Source organism: Burkholderia contaminans, from assembly GCF_029633825.1.
Taxonomy (GTDB): domain Bacteria; phylum Pseudomonadota; class Gammaproteobacteria; order Burkholderiales; family Burkholderiaceae; genus Burkholderia; species Burkholderia contaminans.
Map to the genome: position 1 here is coordinate 2,519,948 of NZ_CP090641.1, position 20,879 is coordinate 2,540,826.

General features: G+C 67.6%; 18 protein-coding genes. 10 read left to right on the forward strand and 8 right to left on the reverse strand.

The features are described from left to right. Positions 1-269 precede the first annotated feature (269 nt). Positions 270-1,340, reverse strand: a complete 1,071-nt coding sequence (locus LXE91_RS29015) for an FUSC family protein (RefSeq protein WP_039349262.1) — start codon at positions 1,338-1,340, stop codon at positions 270-272. A 163-nt stretch (positions 1,341-1,503) separates the two neighbouring features. Next, the gene (locus LXE91_RS29020; protein ID WP_039349260.1) at positions 1,504-3,036 is read right to left on the reverse strand and encodes a sensor domain-containing diguanylate cyclase; all 1,533 of its coding nucleotides are present in this window, start codon (positions 3,034-3,036) and stop codon (positions 1,504-1,506) included. A gap of 605 nt (positions 3,037-3,641) precedes the next feature. Here LXE91_RS29020 and LXE91_RS29025 point away from each other — a divergent pair. The 4 genes from LXE91_RS29025 to LXE91_RS29040 all read left to right on the forward strand — a co-directional run bounded on the left by LXE91_RS29025 (position 3,642) and on the right by LXE91_RS29040 (position 7,838). After that, positions 3,642-5,177: an amino acid permease gene (locus LXE91_RS29025; RefSeq protein ID WP_039349257.1), complete on the forward strand. Its 1,536-nt coding sequence runs from the start codon at positions 3,642-3,644 to the stop codon at positions 5,175-5,177. Between the two features lie 264 nt (positions 5,178-5,441). Next, positions 5,442-5,687 carry a DUF3717 domain-containing protein gene (locus tag LXE91_RS29030; RefSeq protein ID WP_039349254.1) on the forward strand — a complete coding sequence of 82 codons (246 nt, stop codon included), beginning with the start codon at positions 5,442-5,444 and terminating at the stop codon, positions 5,685-5,687. A gap of 248 nt (positions 5,688-5,935) precedes the next feature. Next, positions 5,936-6,853, forward strand: a complete 918-nt coding sequence (locus tag LXE91_RS29035) for a LysR family transcriptional regulator (protein ID WP_039349252.1) — start codon at positions 5,936-5,938, stop codon at positions 6,851-6,853. Positions 6,854-6,962: 109 nt separating this feature from the next. Further along, positions 6,963-7,838 carry an alpha/beta fold hydrolase gene (locus LXE91_RS29040; protein ID WP_039349250.1) on the forward strand — a complete coding sequence of 292 codons (876 nt, stop codon included), beginning with the start codon at positions 6,963-6,965 and terminating at the stop codon, positions 7,836-7,838. 40 nt (positions 7,839-7,878) lie between these two features. Here LXE91_RS29040 and LXE91_RS29045 read toward each other — a convergent pair whose 3' ends face one another. Both LXE91_RS29045 and LXE91_RS29050 read right to left on the reverse strand, forming a co-directional pair. Continuing rightward, positions 7,879-8,232 (reverse strand): hypothetical protein, encoded by a 354-nt coding sequence (locus LXE91_RS29045; protein WP_039349247.1) that lies wholly within the window; start codon positions 8,230-8,232, stop codon positions 7,879-7,881. Positions 8,233-8,540: 308 nt separating this feature from the next. Continuing rightward, positions 8,541-9,161: a TetR/AcrR family transcriptional regulator gene (locus LXE91_RS29050; protein ID WP_039349244.1), complete on the reverse strand. Its 621-nt coding sequence runs from the start codon at positions 9,159-9,161 to the stop codon at positions 8,541-8,543. A gap of 94 nt (positions 9,162-9,255) precedes the next feature. Here LXE91_RS29050 and LXE91_RS29055 point away from each other — a divergent pair, with 94 nt between their 5' ends. Continuing rightward, positions 9,256-10,497 carry a glycosyltransferase gene (locus tag LXE91_RS29055; RefSeq protein ID WP_039349241.1) on the forward strand — a complete coding sequence of 414 codons (1,242 nt, stop codon included), beginning with the start codon at positions 9,256-9,258 and terminating at the stop codon, positions 10,495-10,497. 15 nt (positions 10,498-10,512) lie between these two features. Here the strand turns inward: LXE91_RS29055 and hutC are convergent, their stop codons facing one another. From hutC to LXE91_RS29075, 4 genes are all read right to left on the reverse strand, one after another. Next, positions 10,513-11,208, reverse strand: coding sequence for a histidine utilization repressor (gene hutC / locus LXE91_RS29060; protein WP_039349239.1), 696 nt, complete (start codon positions 11,206-11,208; stop codon positions 10,513-10,515). Positions 11,209-11,390: 182 nt separating this feature from the next. Next, a complete protein-coding gene (locus LXE91_RS29065; protein ID WP_039344941.1) occupies positions 11,391-12,518 on the reverse strand; it encodes a porin in 1,128 nt (375 codons plus the stop codon). A 179-nt stretch (positions 12,519-12,697) separates the two neighbouring features. After that, positions 12,698-13,012, reverse strand: a complete 315-nt coding sequence (locus LXE91_RS29070; RefSeq protein WP_046196682.1) for a hypothetical protein — start codon at positions 13,010-13,012, stop codon at positions 12,698-12,700. Positions 13,013-13,166: 154 nt separating this feature from the next. Continuing rightward, the gene (locus LXE91_RS29075; RefSeq protein ID WP_232352823.1) at positions 13,167-13,589 is read right to left on the reverse strand and encodes a hypothetical protein; all 423 of its coding nucleotides are present in this window, start codon (positions 13,587-13,589) and stop codon (positions 13,167-13,169) included. On the opposite strand from LXE91_RS29075, the gene kdpA reads away from it, so the two are divergent. From kdpA to LXE91_RS29100, 5 genes are all read left to right on the forward strand, one after another. Continuing rightward, positions 13,569-15,272 (forward strand): potassium-transporting ATPase subunit KdpA, encoded by a 1,704-nt coding sequence (gene kdpA / locus LXE91_RS29080; RefSeq protein WP_039344935.1) that lies wholly within the window; start codon positions 13,569-13,571, stop codon positions 15,270-15,272. The genes LXE91_RS29075 and kdpA overlap by 21 nt on opposite strands. A gap of 10 nt (positions 15,273-15,282) precedes the next feature. Next, positions 15,283-15,984, forward strand: a complete 702-nt coding sequence (gene kdpC / locus LXE91_RS29085) for a potassium-transporting ATPase subunit KdpC (protein ID WP_039344932.1) — start codon at positions 15,283-15,285, stop codon at positions 15,982-15,984. Between the two features lie 56 nt (positions 15,985-16,040). Next, positions 16,041-18,089, forward strand: coding sequence for a potassium-transporting ATPase subunit KdpB (gene kdpB, locus LXE91_RS29090; protein WP_046196681.1), 2,049 nt, complete (start codon positions 16,041-16,043; stop codon positions 18,087-18,089). A gap of 80 nt (positions 18,090-18,169) precedes the next feature. Continuing rightward, complete coding sequence (locus LXE91_RS29095) at positions 18,170-19,876, forward strand: DUF4118 domain-containing protein (RefSeq protein WP_039344929.1); 1,707 nt, start codon at positions 18,170-18,172, stop codon at positions 19,874-19,876. Further along, complete coding sequence (locus LXE91_RS29100) at positions 19,873-20,625, forward strand: response regulator (RefSeq protein WP_039344926.1); 753 nt, start codon at positions 19,873-19,875, stop codon at positions 20,623-20,625. The genes LXE91_RS29095 and LXE91_RS29100 overlap by 4 nt, the downstream gene beginning before the upstream one ends. Positions 20,626-20,879: the final 254 nt, after the last annotated feature.

The following is a 20,879-nucleotide window of genomic DNA, read 5'->3' on the forward strand; positions in this document are numbered from 1 at the left end:
GTCCGGGAGGTTGGGGCAAGGGGTGAATTTTGCGCGGAACCGTCGTCGGGCCTGTCGCGGCGGGCCTGGCGGGCGGTTAACCGGGTGGAGAACACCCCGCCGGCCGGCGCGAAATCGCAGTAAAAGAGGGCGCAGACGTGCGCGGCCGCGAGCCATGTTTCCGGGGCCGGATCGACTGAGGGGCGGGGCGGCCCGCCGTCAGAATGTCGATGTACTGCAATGAAAGCTATATGAAAGTTTTGTGCGCGAAACCCGGATTCCCGCGACCGTCAGATGTTCCACGACTGCGCGGTATCGAGCAGCTTCTCGCGCAATTGATCGACTTCCCCGGCCAGCTTGGCCGTGATCGACACGTAGCCGGACAACTGCGGCGGCGGCGCGTCATGCGGCGGGTCGACCGGCTGGCGGCGCGGCGAGAGCCGGCTCGGCGTACCGAACTTGAGCGCGCGGCTCGCGCCGACCAGCGTGTCGCGGATGCGCCGGTTCACCGCCTTCATTTCGATCCGCATGTATTCGCGGGCGGCCAGGTCGTCGCGGGCCGGTACCGCGCTCGACAGGATCTCCAGATAACCGATGCACAGGCGCAGGCCGCGCTGGATCGCCTCGAGCTGCGTGACCGGGATATCGCATTCCTTCGATACCGACGGCATCAGCGAGCGCAGTTGCACGAGCAGCGCGCTCAGCGCGGCCATTTCCTTCAGGTGCGCGTCGTCGCTGACCTGGCGATCGCCCGCGAGCCGCGCATGCACGGCCGCGCACGCGCGCAGCGCGTCGGCGAGCTTGTAGCGCCACGAATAGGTCGCGTAGAGCGGCAACGCGAAGGAAAACGCCAGCGCGATCGCGATGCCGACCAGCACGTTCACCGCGCGCCACAGGCCGTCGACGATCTCGTTGTCGCCGTGCCCGGCGACGATCACCATCGTGATCGCCGACAACAGCGCGATGTAGCCGGCCTTGCCGATCGCGTGATACGCGCAGATACCGCACCCGACGGCCATCAGCAGGTAGATCGCGAACGGCGCGTGCAGGAACGAGTAGAGGAGGATCAGCCCGAGCCCGGCGAGCGCGCCGATCGACGTGCCGAGCGCGCGCTCGGCCGCCTTCTTGCGGATGTTGCCGTGGTGCTGCAACCCGCCGACGACGATCAGCACGGTGATCGTCGACCACTCGCCGTGCGGCACGTTCAGGCCGGTGGATAGCGCGATCGACACGAGAATCGCGAGCGAGACGCGCGCCGCATGGATCAGCTTCGCGTGCCGGTAGCGGCGATACGGGTCGAGTAGCGGGCGGAGCGCGTTGCGCATGAGTGGCGGCAGCCGGGTAGGGAGTGGGGTGGTCATGGTGGAGCTGGAGTGGCCGGAACGCGCACGGCGGGCTGCGCGGGCCGGCGCCGCGCCGCGTGCGCAGCAGGTGTAACGCTAGCCGAACACGGGAGGGCTGTCCACGGCGCGGTCATCCGGCCCGGCCGGCCGCCACGCGGCTGCACGTCACGTCACGACGATGTCATGCGCCGGCGGCGCTCGGTTGCGCCTCCAGCACGCGGTTGCGGCCGCCGGACTTCGCGCGGTACAGCGCCTCGTCGGCCCGCCGCAGCAGCGTCGCGGCGTTCACGCGGCCGTCGGTGGCGGTCGCCGCGCCGATGCTTGCCGTGACGCGCCCGTACGGGCTTTGCACGTGCTCGATGTCGAGCCCTGCGATCGCGCGCCGGATACTTTCAGCGACGTTCAACGCGCCTTGCGCATCGGTGTCGGGCAGCGTGACGACGAATTCTTCGCCGCCGTACCGTGCGACGTGATCGCTGTCGCGGCGCAGGCACTGCGATGCGGTTTGCGCGACGCGCCGGAGCACGTCGTCGCCGGCCGGGTGGCCGTAGTAATCGTTGAACGCCTTGAAGTGATCCACGTCGACGAACAGCACCGACAGCGGGCGGCCGCTGCGCGACGCACGCTGCGTCTCCTTCGCGAGCACCGTGTCGAACGTGCCGCGGTTGTCGAGGCCCGTCAGCGCATCGGTGTGCGCGAGCCGGTACAGCTTCGATTCGGCGACCTGCCGGCGCTTCAGCTCGCGCGACAGCGCCAGCGACCCCCACGCGATGAACCCGGTGAACAGGCACATTAGCACGACGGTCCAGATCGCGCGGTGGTGCCACGGCGCGTAGATGTCGATCTCGGCGGGCGCGACGTCGACGATCAGCGGCAACGCGGCGAGATGCTTGTAAACATAGATGCGCCGGATGCCGTCGATCGCGCCGACCCCGGTCAGCACGCCGTCGCGGGCGCGCTGCGATTCGATGAACAGCGGCGAGTTGTGCAGGTCGAGGCCGACCACGTGCGGGTCGTACGGCAGGCGCGACACGAGCGCGCCGTTGTCCTCGACGATCGCCGCGCTGCCGTGCTTGCCGACCGCAAGGCCGTCGAGCAGCGCGCGGAAGTAGTCGATGCTGAGCGTGCCGACGACGATGCCGGCGAACGTGCCGTCGGGCCGGTTGATCCGGCGGCTGAGCGCGATCGTCAGTGCGCCGCCGCGCAGCCGGGCCGCATACGGCTTGCTGATGTAGAGGCCCTGCGCGAGCCCGTCGCGATGGACGGCGAAGTAGTCGCGGTCGCCGAAATTGCCTTGCCGCGCGGGCGATGCGCTCGAATCGATCACGATGTTGCCGTGCGCGTCCATCACGAAGATCGACCCGAGAAATTCGCCGGTGGCCGCGCGGTCGAACAGCAGCCGGTGGCGCTGGCGCGGCGGCAAGGCCATCAGTTCGGGGTCGGCAATGCCGTCGACGACGTTCTGCAGCGACAAATCGTAGAGCTCGATATTGCGCGCGATATCGCGTTCGATCAGCAGCATCAGGTTGCGTGCATTTTCTACCGCATGGTCATATGCATCGCGCCGCGCCTCGATTAAAAGCGACGTGGAAAGCCCCCAGCTGAACATCAGCAGTACGATCCCCGCAACGAGCACGCCGCGGGGCGACAGAATGCGTGCCACGATCGACGCGGTATAGCGGCGCAGCGTGGCGGGCAGCGTGAATGACTTCATCCTCGAGGGGCTGGCGGGCGGCGGATTTTCGCGTCGTCGGCGATTCCGTACGCTGATTATTTCGAATCGGGCCGCATTATCTCGCGAATTCCGGCCATTCGCGTGTTGCATGCAAAACATGCATGCAGATACGGCGATTCCGATCTGTTACGCATCGTTACTGCTTTACTCCGGATGATTTGATTTGAATCAATCGCCGCGACCGGTTCTATTGTCTGAATAATATCGCGATTACCCGGCGATTAAGTCTGTCGGCGCGGTATCGGGCGGATGGCGACAGGAAAACGGCGAAACGACGGGTGGGCAGGAGAACCGGATGACTGCCCGCGTCGCGTGCTCTTTACGCGGGCACGCGGCCCCGGCTCGCTCCGGCGCGGCCAACTCCTTGATTCTGCTGAATCTCCGCGGCGGTGGTGGCGCGCGGCGGCAGGCGGCGCCACCTGAGCGGCCCCCGTGACGAATCAGGTAGAATCCGCGCTTCGCCGCAGGCGCCCGCCGCGCAACGCGTATCGGGGCCGCATCGAATGCATCGCAGGACGCGCACCGCGCTCCGATTTCGCATGCGCCGGCTACGGATGCCGGCCCGCTCAACGTTCGTCTCGTTTATGTCCGCACTTCCGAAATCCGACCCATCCGGTTCGTCAGCGAACCCACCCAAGCTTCATCGCGCGCTGAAGGCGCGCCACCTGACGATGATCGCCATCGGCGGCTCGATCGGCACGGGCCTGTTCGTCGCGTCCGGCGCGTCGATCTCGCAGGCCGGCCCCGGCGGCGCGATGGTCGCGTACATGGCGATCGGCCTGATGGTCTACTTCCTGATGACGAGCCTCGGCGAAATGGCCGCGTTCATGCCGGTGTCCGGCTCGTTCGCGACCTACGGCGCGAAATACGTGGACGAAGGCTTCGGCTTCGCGCTCGGCTGGAACTACTGGTACAACTGGGCCGTGACGATCGCGGTGGAGCTGGTCGCCGCGCAGCTCGTGATGCATTACTGGTTTCCGGACGTGCCGGGCGTGTGGTGGAGCGCGGCGTTCCTCGGCGTGATGTTCCTGCTCAACGCGCTGACCGTGCGCGGCTTCGGCGAAGCCGAATACTGGTTCGCGCTGATCAAGGTCGTCACCGTGGTTGCGTTCATCGGCGTCGGCCTGCTGATGATCTTCGGCATTCTGAAGGGCGCGCCGAGCAACGGCTGGGGCAACCTGACGATCGGCGACGCGCCGTTCGCGGGCGGCCTGCCGGCGTTGATGGGCGTCGCGATGATCGCCGGCTTCTCGTTCCAGGGCACCGAGCTGATCGGCGTCGCGGCCGGCGAATCGGAAAACCCGCGCACGACGATCCCGCGCGCGGTGCGCCAGGTGTTCTGGCGGATCCTGCTGTTCTACGTATTCGCGATCTTCGTGATCGGCGTGCTGATTCCCTATACCGACCCGAACCTGCTGAAAACGGACGTGACCGACATCGGCGTGAGCCCGTTTACGCTCGTGTTCCGCCACGCAGGCCTCGCGTTCGCGGCCGGCGTGATGAACGCGGTGATCCTGACGGCCGTGCTGTCGGCCGGCAACTCGGGCATGTACGCGTCCACGCGGATGCTCTACAACCTCGCGACCGAAGGCCGTGCGCCGAAGATCTTCGCGAAGCTGTCGCGCGGCGGCGTGCCGCGCAACGCGCTGTACGCGACGACGGCAGTCGGCGCCCTGTGCTTCTTCACGTCGCTGTACGGCGACAAGACCGTATATCTGTGGCTGCTGAACACGTCCGGGATGACCGGTTTCATCGCGTGGCTCGGCATCGCGGTCAGCCACTACCGGTTCCGCAAGGGCTACGTGAAGCAGGGCTACGCGCTCGACCAGCTGCCGTACCAGTCGAAGTGGTTCCCGTTCGGTCCGCTGTTCGCGTTCGTGCTGTGCCTCGTGATCGCGCTTGGGCAGGACTATCAGGCGTTCCTCGCGAACCGGATCGACTGGGCGGGCGTGGCCGCAACCTATGTCGGCATTCCGCTGTTCCTCGTCGTGTGGCTCGGCTTCCGGTTCCTGAAGAAGAGCCGCTTCGTGCGCTACGAAGACATGGAGATCGCGCCGTGGATCGCCGCGAGCCGCGGCGCGCAGCGCCAGCCGGTGGCGAACCGCGAAACCGCGGGCTGACGCGGGCGCGGCGCGTGGCCGCGTGACGTACGACGAAACGGGAAGCCTCGCGCTTCCCGTTTTTTTTGCCCGGCTTTTGCCTGAACGGGGTCAAAGCCGGTTATATTGCCCGACCCTACCGGGCCACGGCCCGGCCGGCGCGAGGCGCGCAGCGCGGATCGGCATCCGGCGCGCGCGACATGCGGCGGCCGGCGCGAGGCCCGGCGTTTTCATCGTTCCATCCGGGCCGATACGGCCCGCGGAGCGCGCAACCGAGAGGAATCCATGAGCGCATCACCCGCCGAGCGGAAGGCCGGACCCGTTTCCATCGTGCGACTCGAAGCCGCGATCAACGCGTGGCGCGAAGTGTACCCGCCGGCGCCGGACGGCGAGGACGGCTACGCGCTCGACGCCGGCAGCAATTGCCTCGCCGAGCTGTACGGCACGATGATCTGCTACCAATTGCCGGACGTGCCGCTCGACTCGCTGAGCGACGCGCAGCGCGACGCGCTGTACGCGACCGAGGGGTGATGCCCGGCCCACACGGTGCCGCGGCGCGGTATCGGTGAACGAACGGGAAGCGTTGGCTTCCCGTTTTGCTTTGCGCGGCGCCGGCCGCCGCTGCGAGCGCATTGCGGTTCGCGCCGGGATCGATGCCGGCTGAGGTATCGTGACGGGATCGGGAAGCAGGTGGCCGACAGGGCCGGTGTGGACGACCGGCGCCCGCGCGGTGCGCGGTGCCGAATGAACACCCGTCGCCTGCCCGGGAGGATTCGAACATGGAGTTGAGACACCTCCGCTACTTCGTCGCAGTTGCCGAAGAGCGGAATTTCACGCGGGCGGCCGAACGGCTGCATATCGCGCAGCCGCCGCTGAGCCGGCAGATCCAGCAGCTCGAGGAAGCGCTCGGCGTGCCGCTGTTCGAGCGCAATGCCCGGCCGCTGAAGCTGACCGATGCCGGCCGCTTCTTCTATTCGCACGCGGTGCAACTGCTCGCGCAGACGACCGAACTCGAATCGATGACGAAGCGGGTCGGCAAGATCGAGCGCAGCATGTCGGTCGGTTTCGTCGGCTCGACGCTGTACGGGATGCTGCCGAAGATCATCCGGCGCTTTCGCAGCGAGTATCCGGCGGTCGAGCTGAGCCTGCACGAGATGTCGACGATGGACCAGATCAAGGCGCTGAAGGAAGGGCGCATCGACGTCGGGTTCGGGCGCATCCGCCACGAGGATCCGAGCGTGCGGCGCGTCGTGCTGCGCGAGGAGCGGATGATCGTCGCGCTGCCGGTCGGCCATCCGCTCGACAGCGCGAAGCCCGTGCTGTCGCTGCACGATCTCGTGAACGACACGCTGATCATCTTTCCGAAGGCGCCGCGCCCGAGCTATGCGGACCAGGTGCTCGCGGCGTTTCACGATCGCGCGTTGCAGCCGCGCAAGATCTACGAGACGCGCGAACTGCAGATCGCGCTCGGCCTCGTCGCGATGGGCGAAGGCGTGTCGGTCGTGCCGCACAGCGTGTACGGGCTGAAGCGCGACGACATCAGCTACAAGCCGCTCGACGATCCGAACCTCGTGTCGCCGATCATCATGAGCATGCGGATGCTCGACGAATCCGAGGATATCCGCGCGATGCAGGCGCTGATCTACCGGCTGTACGACGAGGCGCAGATGGAGTATCTGCCGCCGCAACCCGAATGAACGCGCGGGCGGCGGGGGCTTGCTTGACGTTGCGTGCGGGGGCGGGCCACCATCGCAGGATCCGATCCGGCCGCCGAGGGGCGGCCGCTTTCATGCAGACGACACACACATGACCGATATCCCGATCGAGGAGACCACCGTCGAGACGCCGCAAGGGTGCCTCTTTGCGAAACGCTGGCGCGGTGGCTTGGCGCAACACGCGGCGGGGGCGTCGAAGGCGAATGTACCTGAGCCGGCCGCACCTGAGCCGGTCGCACCTGAGCCGGCCGCACCTGAGCCGGCCGCACCGATCGTGCTGCTGCACGATTCGCTCGGCTGCGTCGACCTGTGGCGCGACTTCCCCGCGCAACTCGCGCGCGCCACGCAGCGCGACGTGATCGCCTACGATCGCCTCGGCTTCGGCCGTTCCGACCGCCATCCGGGGGCACTCGGCACGACGTTCGTGCGCGACGAGGCCGATCATGCGTTCGCGGCACTGCTCGAACAACTCGATGTCGACGCGTTCGTCGCGCTCGGGCACAGCGTCGGCGGCGGGATGGCGGTCGGGTGTGCGGCCGCGCATCCGGCGCGTTGCCGTGCGCTCGTGACGATCGCCGCGCAGGCGTTCGTCGAGGATCGCACGCTGGCCGGCATTCGCGACGCGGGGCAGCAGTTCGACGAACCGGGCCAGCTCGACCGGCTCGCGCGCTATCACGGCGACAAGGCCGAATGGGTGTTGCGCGCGTGGGTCGACACGTGGCTGTCGCCGGCGTTTCGCGACTGGAATCTCGACGACGACCTGCCGCGCGTGCAATGCGCGACGCTCGCGATTCACGGCGAAGACGACGAATACGGGTCCGACGTGCATCCGAAGCGGATCGCCGCGCGCGTCGCGGGGCCGTCGTCGTATCTGTTGCTCGGCCAGTGCGGGCACATGCCGCACCGCGAGCGAACCGGCGACGTGCTGACCGCCGTCGCGACGTTGCTGCGCGACGTGCGCGCCTGAGCGCGCTCGCCATCGCCAGCGGGCGGACGCCCGCCGGCCGTCAGAACGAAAGCTGGATCGCGAGATCGATCGCCAGCAGCGCGATCGAGAGACCGATGCCGAGAATCACGTTCGGCAGCCGGTGCTCGAAGTCGCGATTGTCGCGACGCATCGCGGCGCCGAGCAGGAAGATCGCCTCGACGACGATCTGCAGCCCGACGAACAGCAGCATCAGCAGATACTCGTAACCCATCTGCTTGAACGCGGCGAATTGCATCCCGTGATCGCGGATCCATTGGCCGACGCGCAGCAGTTCGTACACGAACAGCAACGCGGGAAACAGGTAGCTGATGAAATAGGTCGGCGCGGTGGCGTGCCGTAGTTCGAGGTGGAAATGCTGATGCGTGGTGGCCATCACGAATCCCTCCTTGCAACGCATGATTGCGGTCGCGACGGCGGCGCGACAACGTGCAAACGAAGGGATAACCCGAAGCGTCGTGCGCGGCCGTACGACATCAGCATACTGCTGCGCGGGAAATTTGGCATGCGATGCGTGCGTTCGTCGTAAAAATGCATCTGCGCCGCGCGATTCCGCTATCGCACCGTATTCGCCGGATGCGCGGCGCCGGCCGCCTCAGTGGCGCTCGCGCCTTGCGGTCGTGCCCGGGCGCTTGCACCGGGCGAGCGCCCGAGCGGCCACCGGCCATCGCTTGCCGGCACCGTTCAGCGTTTCGCTTGAGCGCCTTCGACGAACAGCTTCGCCACCGCCTGGAACTCCCGTTTCAGCGACAACCCCGGCACGGTCAGCCAGCGCAGCATCGCCGCGAGATACAGGTGATGGAACCACGTGGCGAGCTGGTCGGCCCGCAGCGTGCCGTTCAGTTCGCCGGATTCCTGCCCGGCCGCGATCAGTTGCTGCCACACGAGCGCGATATCGCTGCCGCTCTCTCCGCCACTTGCCGATTCGACCGCGCCGATGCTCAGGAAACGATGGCGCAGATACGCGAGCAGGTAAGCGGGATGCTGCTCGCACCAGGCAGCCGACGCATCGAGCACGCAGCCGATGCGCGACGCGAAGGTCTTGCGCCGCGCGACGTCACGCTGCAGATGCGCGAGATCGCGTGCGAGCTCACCCTCCAGCCAGTGCGCGAGCACGGCTTCCTTCGTTGCAAAGTGGTTGTACAGCGTGCGCTTCGCGACATCGGCCTGCGCGGCGATCTGTTCCATCGTGACGGCTTCGTAGCCGTGCGCGTCGAACAGGCGTGCACCGGTGGCGGCGAGATGCGCGAGCATCTGGATACGTTTGCGTGCGCGGCGGCCCGGATCGTCGGTCGGCGTCGTCATGGCGGGGGATTGACTGAAAGTGTACGAGTTGCATTAGTATGCGACGTGCATTTTTTTGAATCCACCCATTGCCGTCGGGCACGAGGAGTCACGCATGAAACTCGTCATCGCCACCTACGGCACCGAAGGCGACACGCGCCCGCTTGCAGCGCTTGGCCGTGCGCTGATCGACGCCGGCCACGAGGTCCGGCTGCTGGCCGATGCGGCGACGCTCGGGTCGGCCGCGATGCTTGGCGTACCGTCGACGCCGTTGTCCGGCGATATCCGCCGGGCAATTGCGCCGGATGGCGCGTTGGCCGATGCGGTGCGCGGGCGCGGCGGCTTCAACGACACGTCGAAGGCGCTCGCGGCGATTGCCAATGCGAACACGGCAGCATGGATGCGCGAAATCGCGGATGCGTCGGAAGGCTGCGACGCGATCCTCGTGTCGGCGCTCGCATCGTTCGTCGGCTTGTCGGTCGCCGAGTATCGCGGCGTGCGGGCGATCGGCACCGGCATGATCCCGATCACGCCCACTGCGGCATTCGCGTCGCCGTTCCTGCCGCCGGGGAAGGTGCCGCGCTGGCTGAACCGTGCGAGCCACCGGTTCGTGAACGCGCTGTTGTGGCAGGCGTTCAAGAAGGCGACGAATGCGGCACGAGCGAGCGTGTGCGGGTTGCCGCCGCGCAAGCATGTGTGGACCGATCATCCGATGCTGTACGGCGTGTCGCCGGCGCTGCTGTCCGACCCGGGCGACTGGCCGTCGAATGTGCAGGCATGCGGCCAGTGGCGGATCGATGCGAGCGCCTGGGCGCCACCGTCCGAACTCCAGGCATTTCTCGACGCGGGCGATCGCCCCGTCTACATCGGCTTCGGCAGCATGGCCGGTTTCGACCGTGCCGCGATGGTCGCCGCGCTCACTCAAGCGCTCGCTGGCCGGCGTGCAGTGTTCTATCCGGGCTGGAGCGGTATCGATGCGTCGATGTTGCCGAAGAACGTTCACGTGATCGGCGATACGCCGCATGACCGGCTGTTCCCGCGCGTATCGATGGCGATCCATCACGGCGGCTCGGGTACCACGCATTCGGCGGCTCGCGCCGGCATTCCGTCGGTCGTCGTGCCGTTCGCGGGCGATCAGTTCTTCTGGGCGGACCGGCTGCAACGGCTCGGCGTCGCGGATGCGCCGGTGGCGGGGCGACGCGTGGACGCCGCTACACTTGCACGGGCCATCGCCGTTGCCGAACGGGCCGAAACGCAGGCGCGCGCGATCGAACTCGGCGCGCGCATCGCGCAAGAGGAAGGGTTGAAGCGGGCCGTCAGCGCGATCGAGCGATGGGGGCGACCGGGCGCGCGGTAAGCCCGCGCATCCACGTCAGAAATGCCCGGTGAACCGGTAGCGGCTGCCCGGGTGCCACAGATTGGCGACCGACGCGACCATCCCCTGCGACCACGTGCGCCGATGCAGCAGCAGGCACGGCTCGCGGTCGTCCATCGTCAGGTGGCGGCGCGTTTCGGTGTCGGGCATTGCGGCCTCGATCCGGTATTCGACGCGCTGCAGCGGCGCGACGCGCGTCAGGTACTGGTTCGGCGTCGTGGTCGTGAAGTCCTGCAACGCGTACTCGGGCGCGCAGGCCGGATTGACCCAGCGCTCCTCGAGCTGCACGGGCGTGTCGTTCTCGAAGTGCAGCACGCGCGAATGGAAGATCGGGCTGCCCGTGTCGATCTGCAACTCGTCGGCGAGCTTCGCATCGGCGACGGCCGCGCCCACCTGCAGCACCTGCGCGCGGTAGCCGTGGCCGCGCGCGGCGACTTCGTCCGAGATGCTGCGGATCGCGACGAGCGTCGATTCGTACTTCGGTGACGCGACGTACGTGCCGGAGCCGCGCGTGCGCGTGAGCACCTGTTCGGCCGTCAGCTCGCGCAGCGCGCGGTTGACGGTCATCCGCGCGACGTTGAATTCGCGCGCGAGCTCGTTCTCCGACGGCACCTGGTCGCCTTCCGCCCATTCGCCGGCATGAATGCGCGCGAGGATGAAGTCCTTGATTTCCTGATAGATCGGTGTGGTCATGGGATCACGATTCCAGAGTCGGCCGCGGCCCGCCGCCGAATGCCGATCCGGCGCGCGCCCGGCGCCGAGTGTACCGGTTTCGCAGGCGCGCGGGCCCGGATTCCCCGAATGATCCCTGTTCGGCCGGCGCGCGTCCATGCGGGATTGCACAGAGCGGCCGGCGCTGGGCGGCTGGCGATCGGTCAGAACCGATGCCGGATGCCGACCGTTGCGACCACCTGCGTGTTGGTCGACGAGGCCGCGAGCCCCGTGACGTTCGCAAAGCCGAGCGTCGCACCCGCCGGCACGCCGAACTGGTGCTGGTAGACGGTTTCCGCGTACACGTCGGTGCGCTTGCTCAGCGCGTAGTCGGCCATCAGCGTCACCTGATGCCATTTCGGCCGATGGCTGCCGGTTGCGTCGTCGTAGCGGCCGTCGGTGAACGTATAGGCGCCCGCGAACGAGACGGCCGGCGTCAGCGCATAGCGCGCATTGACCTCGAAGTTGTCGAAGCGCAGCGCATTCAGCGCGCCGGGCAGCGACGACGCGGCCGTTTCGTCGAACATCGAATGTGTCCACAGCGCGCCGACCGTCAGCCGGTCGAACGCGTAGCTGCCGCCCGCGCCCATCACCCGCTGGCGCACGGCCGGGAAGTTCGGGCCGTCGTTGGTCGACAGCGCCCCGCCGGCCGTCAGCCCGCCGCGGTTCAGCTGCAGGTACGCGGCGCCGAGGCTGACCGGCCCGTTCGCATACGACACGCCCGCGCTGTACGCGCGGTTGTTCGCGAAGCCGCCGGCCGCGTTGCTGAACCCGTACAGGCCGCCGAACTGCCAGCCGGCAAGCGTCGGGCTCGTGTATTTCACCGCGTTGTCGATGTAGAACGAATCGTCGATGTTGTCGTTGTCGAACGGATGCGACGCGAGGTTGTTGCCGTCGCCGTTGTTCGCCATCGCGAGCGGGCCGAGATAATCGACCACGGCATCGTACTGGCGGCCGAGCGTCAGCGCGCCGTACCGGTCGCTCTGCAGGCCGACGTACGCGCGGCGGCCGAACATCGTGTTCTTGTAGGACTGCGTGCCGTTGTTCAGGTTGAAGCCGTTCTCGAGGCGGAACAGCGCATGCAGGCCGCCGCCGAGATCCTCGTTGCCGCTCAGGCCGAAGACCGTATTCGACAGCAGGCCGCTGCCTTGCTGCCATGCGCTTTTACCCGACTGGTTGTTCGTATAGGCGATACCCGCATCGAGCATCCCGTAGAGCGTGACGCTGCTTTGCGCATGCGCGGCGGTGCTGAGGAATGCGAGGGAGAGGGTACCGGCGACTGCTTTTTTCATCGTGAGTGCTTCCTGGAAAGGCCCGTGGCGACGGGAACGACGATCCGGCGCGCGCACCGGTGGCGTACGGGCGCGGCTCGTGACGAACCGCACGCGTTCGCACCGCAGACGCGCGTTCGAATCGATGAAAGGGGAGCGGGCGCGTGACACGTGTCACGCGCGGCCGCATCGGATGCCGGCTAGTGCAGCAGCAGGCGGATCGTGCCGAACTCGGCGGCCGGCAACAGGCGGAGGATCGACAGGATCGCGGGCGAGGCCTGCGACCGTGCGACTTCGAGCTCGATACACGCGCGCCCGGTGCGGTTGTCGATCGCGGCCGTGTAGAGGTTGAGCGCGGCGCCGACCGCCTGGTGCAGCAGGCGCCGCACGACGGCGAGGTTGTCCGATTCGACGCGGATCGACAGCAGCACGAGCTCGTCGGCAGGGTGCCGGCGCCGTGCACGAACGGGCGGGAGATCGCGTGAAGCGGCGGATTCGGTTCTGGTCGGTTTCATGCTGGCATCCCCGGGTCGCATCGTGCTCCGCACCGCGGAGATCTCGTCTTGGACATGCCGCCCATTCTAGGAATGGCGGTGAAGATACGGTGTATAGACTCGTATTGGCCCTGAAAAGAACGCATAAAAACGCCATCGCCGCCGGCTTTCGTCTTTACGGCTTTTTTACTTTGCGTAAGGAAATTGAACACCGCTTTGATACGCGGATTTCTACACTGTCGCATCCCATTCGCCAACTGAGCATGGGGGCGTCACACGGGCCTGCGCCAGCGCGGCGAGGCCCGATGCGCCGACGATCGCGCGGCGTTGCCGCGCATACAGAAAAAAGGGGAAAGCCATGTTGTGGATCACCGGCGCATTGTCGCTCGCGCTCTTTATCTATCTGTTTCATGCGTTGATCCAACCCGAGCGGTATTGATCGGCGCGATTCAACAGGAATTCGAAAATATCGGTGAATGTCATGAGCGATCTGCTTTTCATTCTGTTCACGCTCGCGTTCTTTGCGTTGACGGCGGGTTTCATCACCGGCCTTGACCGGATCTGAGCGAGCGTCGACATGTTCAACAATCTCATTCAATTCGCGATCGTTCTCGCGATCATGCTGGCGCTGGTGCCCGTCGTCGGGAAATGGCTCGCGCACGCCTTTACGAGCCCGCGCCACGCGTGGGTCGAACGCCGTACCTATGCGCTGCTCGGCGTGAACCCCGACGAAGCGATGTCGTGGCAGCGCTACGGGATGGTGCTGCTGCTTAGCAATGCCGGGATGATGCTGCTCGGCTACCTGCTGCTGCGCATCCAGGACACGCTGCCGTTCGATGCGCTGCGGCGCGCGTCGCAAAGCCCCGACCTCGCGTTCAACACCGCCGCGTCGTTCATCACGAACACGAACTGGCAGGCGTATGCGGGCGAAAGCAGCCTGTCGAACTTCTCGCAGATGGCCGTCATCACGTTCCTGATGGTGGCCAGCGCGGCGACCGGCGTCGCGGCCGCGGGCGGCTTCATCCGCGGGCTGAGCCGCAAGAGCGCGGCGGACATCGGCAACTACTGGGTCGACTTCACGCGCGTGACCTATCGCGTGCTGCTGCCGCTCAGCTTCGTGATGGCGCTCGTGTACGTGTGGCAGGGCATGCCGCAGACGCTCGCGTCCGACGCATGGGCGACCACGCTCGAAGGCGCGCGCCAGCAGATCGTGATGGGGCCCGTAGCCAGCCTCGAATCGATCAAGCACATCGGCACGAACGGCGGCGGCTTCTTCAGCATGAACGCCGCGCATCCGTTCGAAAACCCGACGCCGCTCACCAACACGCTGCACATGCTGTCGATGCTGCTGATTCCGTCCGCGCTCACCTATGCGCTCGGCACGATGATCGGCCGGCGCCGCCAGGGCTGGGTGATCCTCGCCGCCTTCGTCGTGATGTTCGTCGGCTTCCTGGCCGTGATCTATTCGGCCGAGCAGCACGGCAATCCGCTCGTGACCGGGCTCGGCGTCGACCAGCAACCGAGCGCCACGCAGCCGGGCGGCAACATGGAAGGCAAGGAGATGCGCTTCGGCATCGCGCAGACGAGCCTGTTCGCCACCGTCACGACGGCCGCGACCACCGGGTCGGTCGATGCGATGCATGACTCGCTGACACCGCTCGGCGGGCTCGTGCCGATCGCGCAGATGATGCTGAACAACGTGTTCGGCGGCGACGGCGTCGGGCTGATCAACCTGTTCACGTTCGCGATCCTCACGGTGTTCCTGGTCGGGATGATGATCGGGCGCACGCCGGAATTCCTCGGCAAGAAGATCGAGGCGCGCGAGATGAAGCTCGTGATGCTCGCGGTGCTCGCGCATCCGTTCAGCATCCTCGGCTTCACCGCGGTGGCGTCGATGCTGCATTCGACGATGGACAGCCTCGCGAACCTCGGCCCGCACGGCTTCAGCGAAGTGCTGTACGCGTATACGTCGGGCACGGCCAACAACGGCTCCGCGTTCGCGGGCCTGAACGCGAACACGCCGTTCTTCAATACGACGATCGGCTTCGCGATGCTGATCGGCCGCTACCTGACGCTGCTGCCGATGCTCGCGGTCGCGGGCAGCCTCGCCGCGAAGAAGCGCGTGCCGGAAAGCGCGGGCACGCTGTCGACGTCGACGGGCCTGTTCGCCGGCCTGCTGGTCTTCGTGATCCTGGTCGTCGGTGGTCTCACGTTCCTGCCGGCGCTCGCGCTCGGCCCGGTCGTCGAGCACCTGATGATGTCGGGCGGCCAACTGTTCTGAGGAAAACATCATGATGCAAGGCAATCGCCAGGCAGCGGCCGCCGCCGCGCCGGCACCCGGTTCTTCGTTCGGCGCGGCGACGCGCGGCCTCGTGCGGCCCGTGATCGCGTCGTCGGTGCTGTTCATGCTCGTCACGGGTGTCGCGTATCCGCTGCTCACCACGGGCGCCGCGAACATGCTGTTCCCGTCGCAGGCGCGCGGCAGTCTCGTGCAGCGCAACGGCACGACGGTCGGCTCGGCCGTGATCGGGCAGAACTTCACGCGTGCCGGCTACTTCCACGGGCGGCCGAGCGCGACGGTCGGCACCGATCCGGCCGATCCGTCGAAGACGGTCGACCAGCCGTATAACGCAGCCGGCAGCGGCGCGAGCAACCAAGGCGCTACGAGCAAGAAGCTGCTCGCGGATATCGCACAGCGTGTGCGCGCCTACCGGCAGGAGAACGCGCTCGCCGCCGGCACGCCGGTGCCGGCGGATGCGGTGACCGCATCGGCGTCGGGGCTCGATCCCGAGATCTCGGTCGCGAACGCGCGGCTGCAGGCGGCGCGGGTCGCGCAGGCGCGCGGCGTCGATGCCGCGCAGGTTGCGGTGCTCGTCGACCGGATCGCCCTGCCGCGCCAGCTCGGCGTGCTCGGCGAACCGCGCGTGCGCGTGCTCGACCTGAACCTCGCGCTGGACCGCGCATTCGGTCACGCGGCCGGCGCGAAGCAATAGCAGGAACCACGGAGTCACTCATGTCCCATATCGAAACCCCGATCAATCCAGTGGCGATGCCGGTCGGCGGCGTGCCGCCGATGCGCTGGACGGCCGTGCTGCGCGAGGCATTCCGCAAGCTCGCGCCGCGCGTGCAGTTGAAGAACCCCGTGATGTTCGTCGTGTATCTCGGCAGCATCGTCACGACCGTGCTGTGGCTGCAGGCGCTGACCGGCACCGGCGACGCGCCGGCCGGCTTCATCTTCGCGGTCGCGTGCTGGCTGTGGTTCACCGTGCTGTTCGCGAATGCAGCCGAGGCGCTCGCCGAAGGGCGCGGCAAGGCGCAGGCCGACGCGCTGCGTGCGGCGCGCAAGCGCGTGTATGCGAAGGTGCTCGACGAGCCGAAGCAATTCGGCAGCACCAGCCATCGCGTGCCGAGCGACGAGCTTGCGGCCGGCAGCATCGTGCTCGTCGAAGCCGGCGACACGATTCCGGCCGACGGCGAAGTGATCGACGGCGTCGCGTCGGTCGACGAATCGGCGATCACCGGCGAATCCGCGCCGGTGATCCGCGAGTCGGGCGGCGATTTCTCGTCGGTGACGGGCGGTACGCGCGTGCTGTCCGACTGGATCATCGTGAAGATCACCGCGCAACCGGGCGAGGCATTTCTCGACCGGATGATCGCGATGGTCGAAGGCGCGAAGCGCGGCAAGACGCCGAACGAGGTCGCACTGACGATCCTGCTCGTCGCGCTGACGATCATCTTCCTGCTCGTGTGCGTGACGCTGCTGCCGTTCTCGCAGTTCAGCGTGCTGCTGAACGCGTCGGGCACGGCGGTGAGCCTGACCGTGCTGATCGCGCTGCTCGTGTGCCTGATCCCGACGACGATCGGTGCGCTGCTGTCGGCGATCGGCATCGCGGGGATGAGCCGCATGATGCGCGCGAACGTGCTCGCGACGTCGGGCCGCGCGATCGAGGCGGCCGGCGACGTCGATGTGCTGCTGCTCGACAAGACCGGCACGATCACGCTCGGCAACCGCGAAGCCGTGCAGTTCCGGCCGGCGCCGGGCGTGGACGAGCGCGCGCTGGCCGAGGCCGCGCAACTGTCGTCGCTTGCCGACGAGACTCCGGAAGGGCGTTCGATCGTCGCGCTCGCGAAGCAGCGCTTCTCGCTGGACGTGGCGGCAGTCGCCGGCAGCATCACCGTGCCGTTCAGCGCACGCACGCGGATGAGCGGCCTCGATATCGGCGAGCGTCAGGTGCGCAAGGGCGCGGCGTCCGCGATCCGCGCGCATGTCGATGCGCTCGGCGGCGTGTTTCCTCAAGCGGTCGAGACGGCCGTCAACGACATCGCGCGACGCGGCGGTACGCCGCTCGTCGTGGCCGACGGTTTCCGCGTGCTCGGTGCGATCGAGCTGAAGGACATCGTCAAGCACGGGATCGCCGCGCGTTTCGCCGAGCTGCGCAAGGTCGGCGTGAAGACCGTGATGATCACCGGCGACAACCGGCTCACCGCGGCCGCGATCGCGGCGGAAGCCGGCGTCGACGACTACCTCGCCGAAGCGACGCCCGAGGACAAGCTGCGGCTGATCCGCGAGCACCAGGCGAAGGGCCATCTCGTCGCGATGACCGGCGACGGCACCAACGACGCACCCGCGCTCGCGCAGGCCGACGTGGCGGTCGCGATGCACAGCGGCACGCAGGCGGCGAAGGAGGCGGCCAACATGGTCGACCTCGACAGCAACCCGACCAAGCTGATGCAGGTGGTCGAGGTCGGCAAGCAGATGATCATGACGCGCGGCGCGCTGACCACGTTCAGCGTGGCCAACGATCTCGCGAAGTATTTCGCGATCATCCCGGCCGCGTTCGTCGCGACGTATCCGGCGCTCGGCGCGCTGAACGTGATGGGGCTGCACAGCCCGACGTCGGCGATCCTGTCGGCGGTGATCTTCAACGCGCTGATCATCGTTGCGTTGATCCCGCTTGCACTGAAAGGCGTGAAGTATCGCGCGGAGCCGGCCGAGAAGCTGCTGGGGCGCAACCTGCTGATCTACGGCGTGGGCGGGATCGTCGCGCCGTTCATCGGCATCAAGCTGATCGACATGCTGTTGACGCCGTTTATCTGACCGAACGCGCCGTCGCGGCCCCGCTCATGCCTTCATGGCGTGCGCGGGGCCGTTCGGCGTTTCAATTGCCGGAAGCGATCATGGATGTGAATGTGAACGTGAGCGAAGCGAATCGACGGACAACGGGGCAGCGTGACACCGCTGCCCGCCTCAGTGGTGACGGCGTGGGTCGCGACCGCTGGCGCGGCATGCTGCGCGCATGCGCGGCACTGGCCGACCGCATCGCGGGCGCCGGACCCGACACGCAGCCGGCGCTGGCCGTGCGCGAAGCGCATCCGCGCACGCACGTATGGGTGTCGCAGTACGCGGCGCCGCTGCTGCTCGCCACGCTCGTGTGCGCGCTGGCCACACTCGCGGCGAGCGCGCTGCTGCGCGTGTTCGACCTGTCGAACGTCGTGATGCTGTTCCTGATGACCGTCGTGCTGATCGCGCTGCGGCTCGGCCGGCTCGCCGGCGCGTGGGCCGCGTTCGTGTGCGTCGGCTGCTTCGACTTCTTCTTCGTCGAGCCGAGGCTGTCGTTCGCGGTGTCCGATACGCAGTACGTGTTCACGTTTGCGCTGATGCTGGCCGTCGCGCTCGCGATCGGCCAGCTCGCGGCGCGCCTGCGTGCGGAGGCGCGGGCCGCACGCGCGAACGAGAAACGCTCGGCGGCGCTGGCGCGTGTCGCGCATGACCTGTCGGCCGCGATCGAGACCGAGCAGATCGCATCGATCTGCACCGGCACGATCGCGCCGCTGCTCGGCGTGCGCGTCGCGCTCGTGCTGCCGGATGCAAATGACCATCTGATGCCGGCGCAGCACGCCCGGTTCGTCGAAGCACCGATCGCCCGCTGGGTCTACGAGCATGCGCGCGGCGCCGGGTGCGGAATGCCGCCGTTCGAGCGCGCGGCCGCGCAGTACCTGCCGCTGAAGGCGCCGATGCGCGTGCGCGGCGTGCTCGTGCTGTTCGGCGACGCGCAGCCGGTCCCCACCGATCCCGACGATCGCCGCCTGATCGACGCGCTGTGCTCGTCGATCGCGATGGCGCTCGAACGCGTGCACTACGTCGGCGTCGCGCAGCACACGCTGGTCCGCATCGAAGGCGAGCGGCTACGCAACGCGCTGCTTGCCGCGGTATCGCACGACCTGAAGACGCCGCTGACCGCGATCCGCGGGCTCGCCGAGACACTGGAGCGGCCCGAGCGGCTGGCCGACGGGCAGCCGGCCGCACTCGCGCACGGCATCCGCAACCAGGCGGAGGCGCTGCACGGGCTCGTCGTGAACCTGCTCGACCTCGCGCGCATGCAGAGCGAGGGCGTGCGGCTGAATCGCGAGTGGCACATGCTCGACGAGATCGTCGGCAGCGCGCTCGCGCATTCGGCCGGCGTGCTGGCCGGCCGCGACGTGAGCGCCGACTTGCCGGCCGACCTGCCGCTGATCGACGTCGATGCGCTGCTGATCGAGCGCGTGCTGATGAACCTGCTCGACAACGCGGCGAAGTACGCGGGCACGGACGCGGCCGTGGCGGTGCGCGCGCGCGTGTTCGGCGAAACGCTGTACGTATTCGTCGAGGACGACGGGCCCGGCTTCATTGCGCGCAACACCGAGCCGCTGTTCGAGCCGTTCGAGCGAGAGCGCAAGGAATCGTCGATCAGCGGCGTCGGGCTCGGGCTCGCGCTGTGCCGCAGCATCGTCAACGCGCACGGCGGCTCGATCCGCGCGGTGCCGCTCGATCCGCACGGCGCGCGGTTCGAGATTCGCCTGCCACTGGGCGCGCCGCCCGATATCGAACACGAGAGCCGGACATGATCAGATCGCGCGTACTTATCGTCGAGGACGAGTCGGACATCCGCCGCTTCGTGCGGATGGCGCTGGAACAGGAAGGGCTCGACACCTGCGAGGCGTCGACGGCCCGCGAGGCGCGGATGTATGCGTCGAGCAGCAAGCCCGATCTCGTGATCGTCGATCTCGGGCTGCCGGACGACGACGGCAAGACCTTCATCCGCGAGTTGCGCGAATGGTCGACGGTGCCGGTGATCGTGCTGTCGGCGCGGCAGCAGGAAGTGGAGAAGGTCGCGGCGCTCGATGCGGGCGCGGACGACTACCTGCCGAAGCCGTTCGGCGTGCCCGAACTGCTCGCACGGGCACGCGCGCAGTTGCGGCGCGCGGCGTTCGTGTCGGCCGACGGTCAATCGTCGTCGATCGTGCGGTTCGGCGACGTGACCGTCGATCTCGGCCGCCACGAAGTGGCGCGCGGCGGCGAGCCCGTTCACCTGACGCGCCTCGAATTCCGGCTGCTCGCCGCGCTGATCCGCGCGCGCGGCGGCGTGATTGCCGCGCGGCAATTGCTGGCGGAAGTCTGGGGCATCCACGACGCGGACCGCGCGCACTACGTGCGCGTGTACATGACGAACCTGCGGCAGAAGCTCGAACCGGTGCCGGCGCGGCCGCGGCACCTGCTGACGGAGCTGCAGTTCGGCTACCGGCTGGTCGGCCTGGAAACGGTCGGCATGGCGGACGGGCCGCGCGGCGCGGTATCGGCAGGTCTAGACAACTGAAATCGCGCGTCCGGCCGTGCGCCGGCGCGCGGAGAAAGCTGTTGTTTAGCTCGATGTAATTCGCAATTAATTGAAATATAAGGAAATTTGCGACCCACGATCCTATTGAACCGACAATTAGAGATAAACACGGATTGCTGGCGCACCTTCTGAAAAGGCAAAGTTGTATGTACAACTTGGGGTGTCGCCGGAAGGGGCGGACTCCGGGTTGGAAGGGTTCACGGCGGCGCCGCCCGACGGGACCCCGCCCAGTT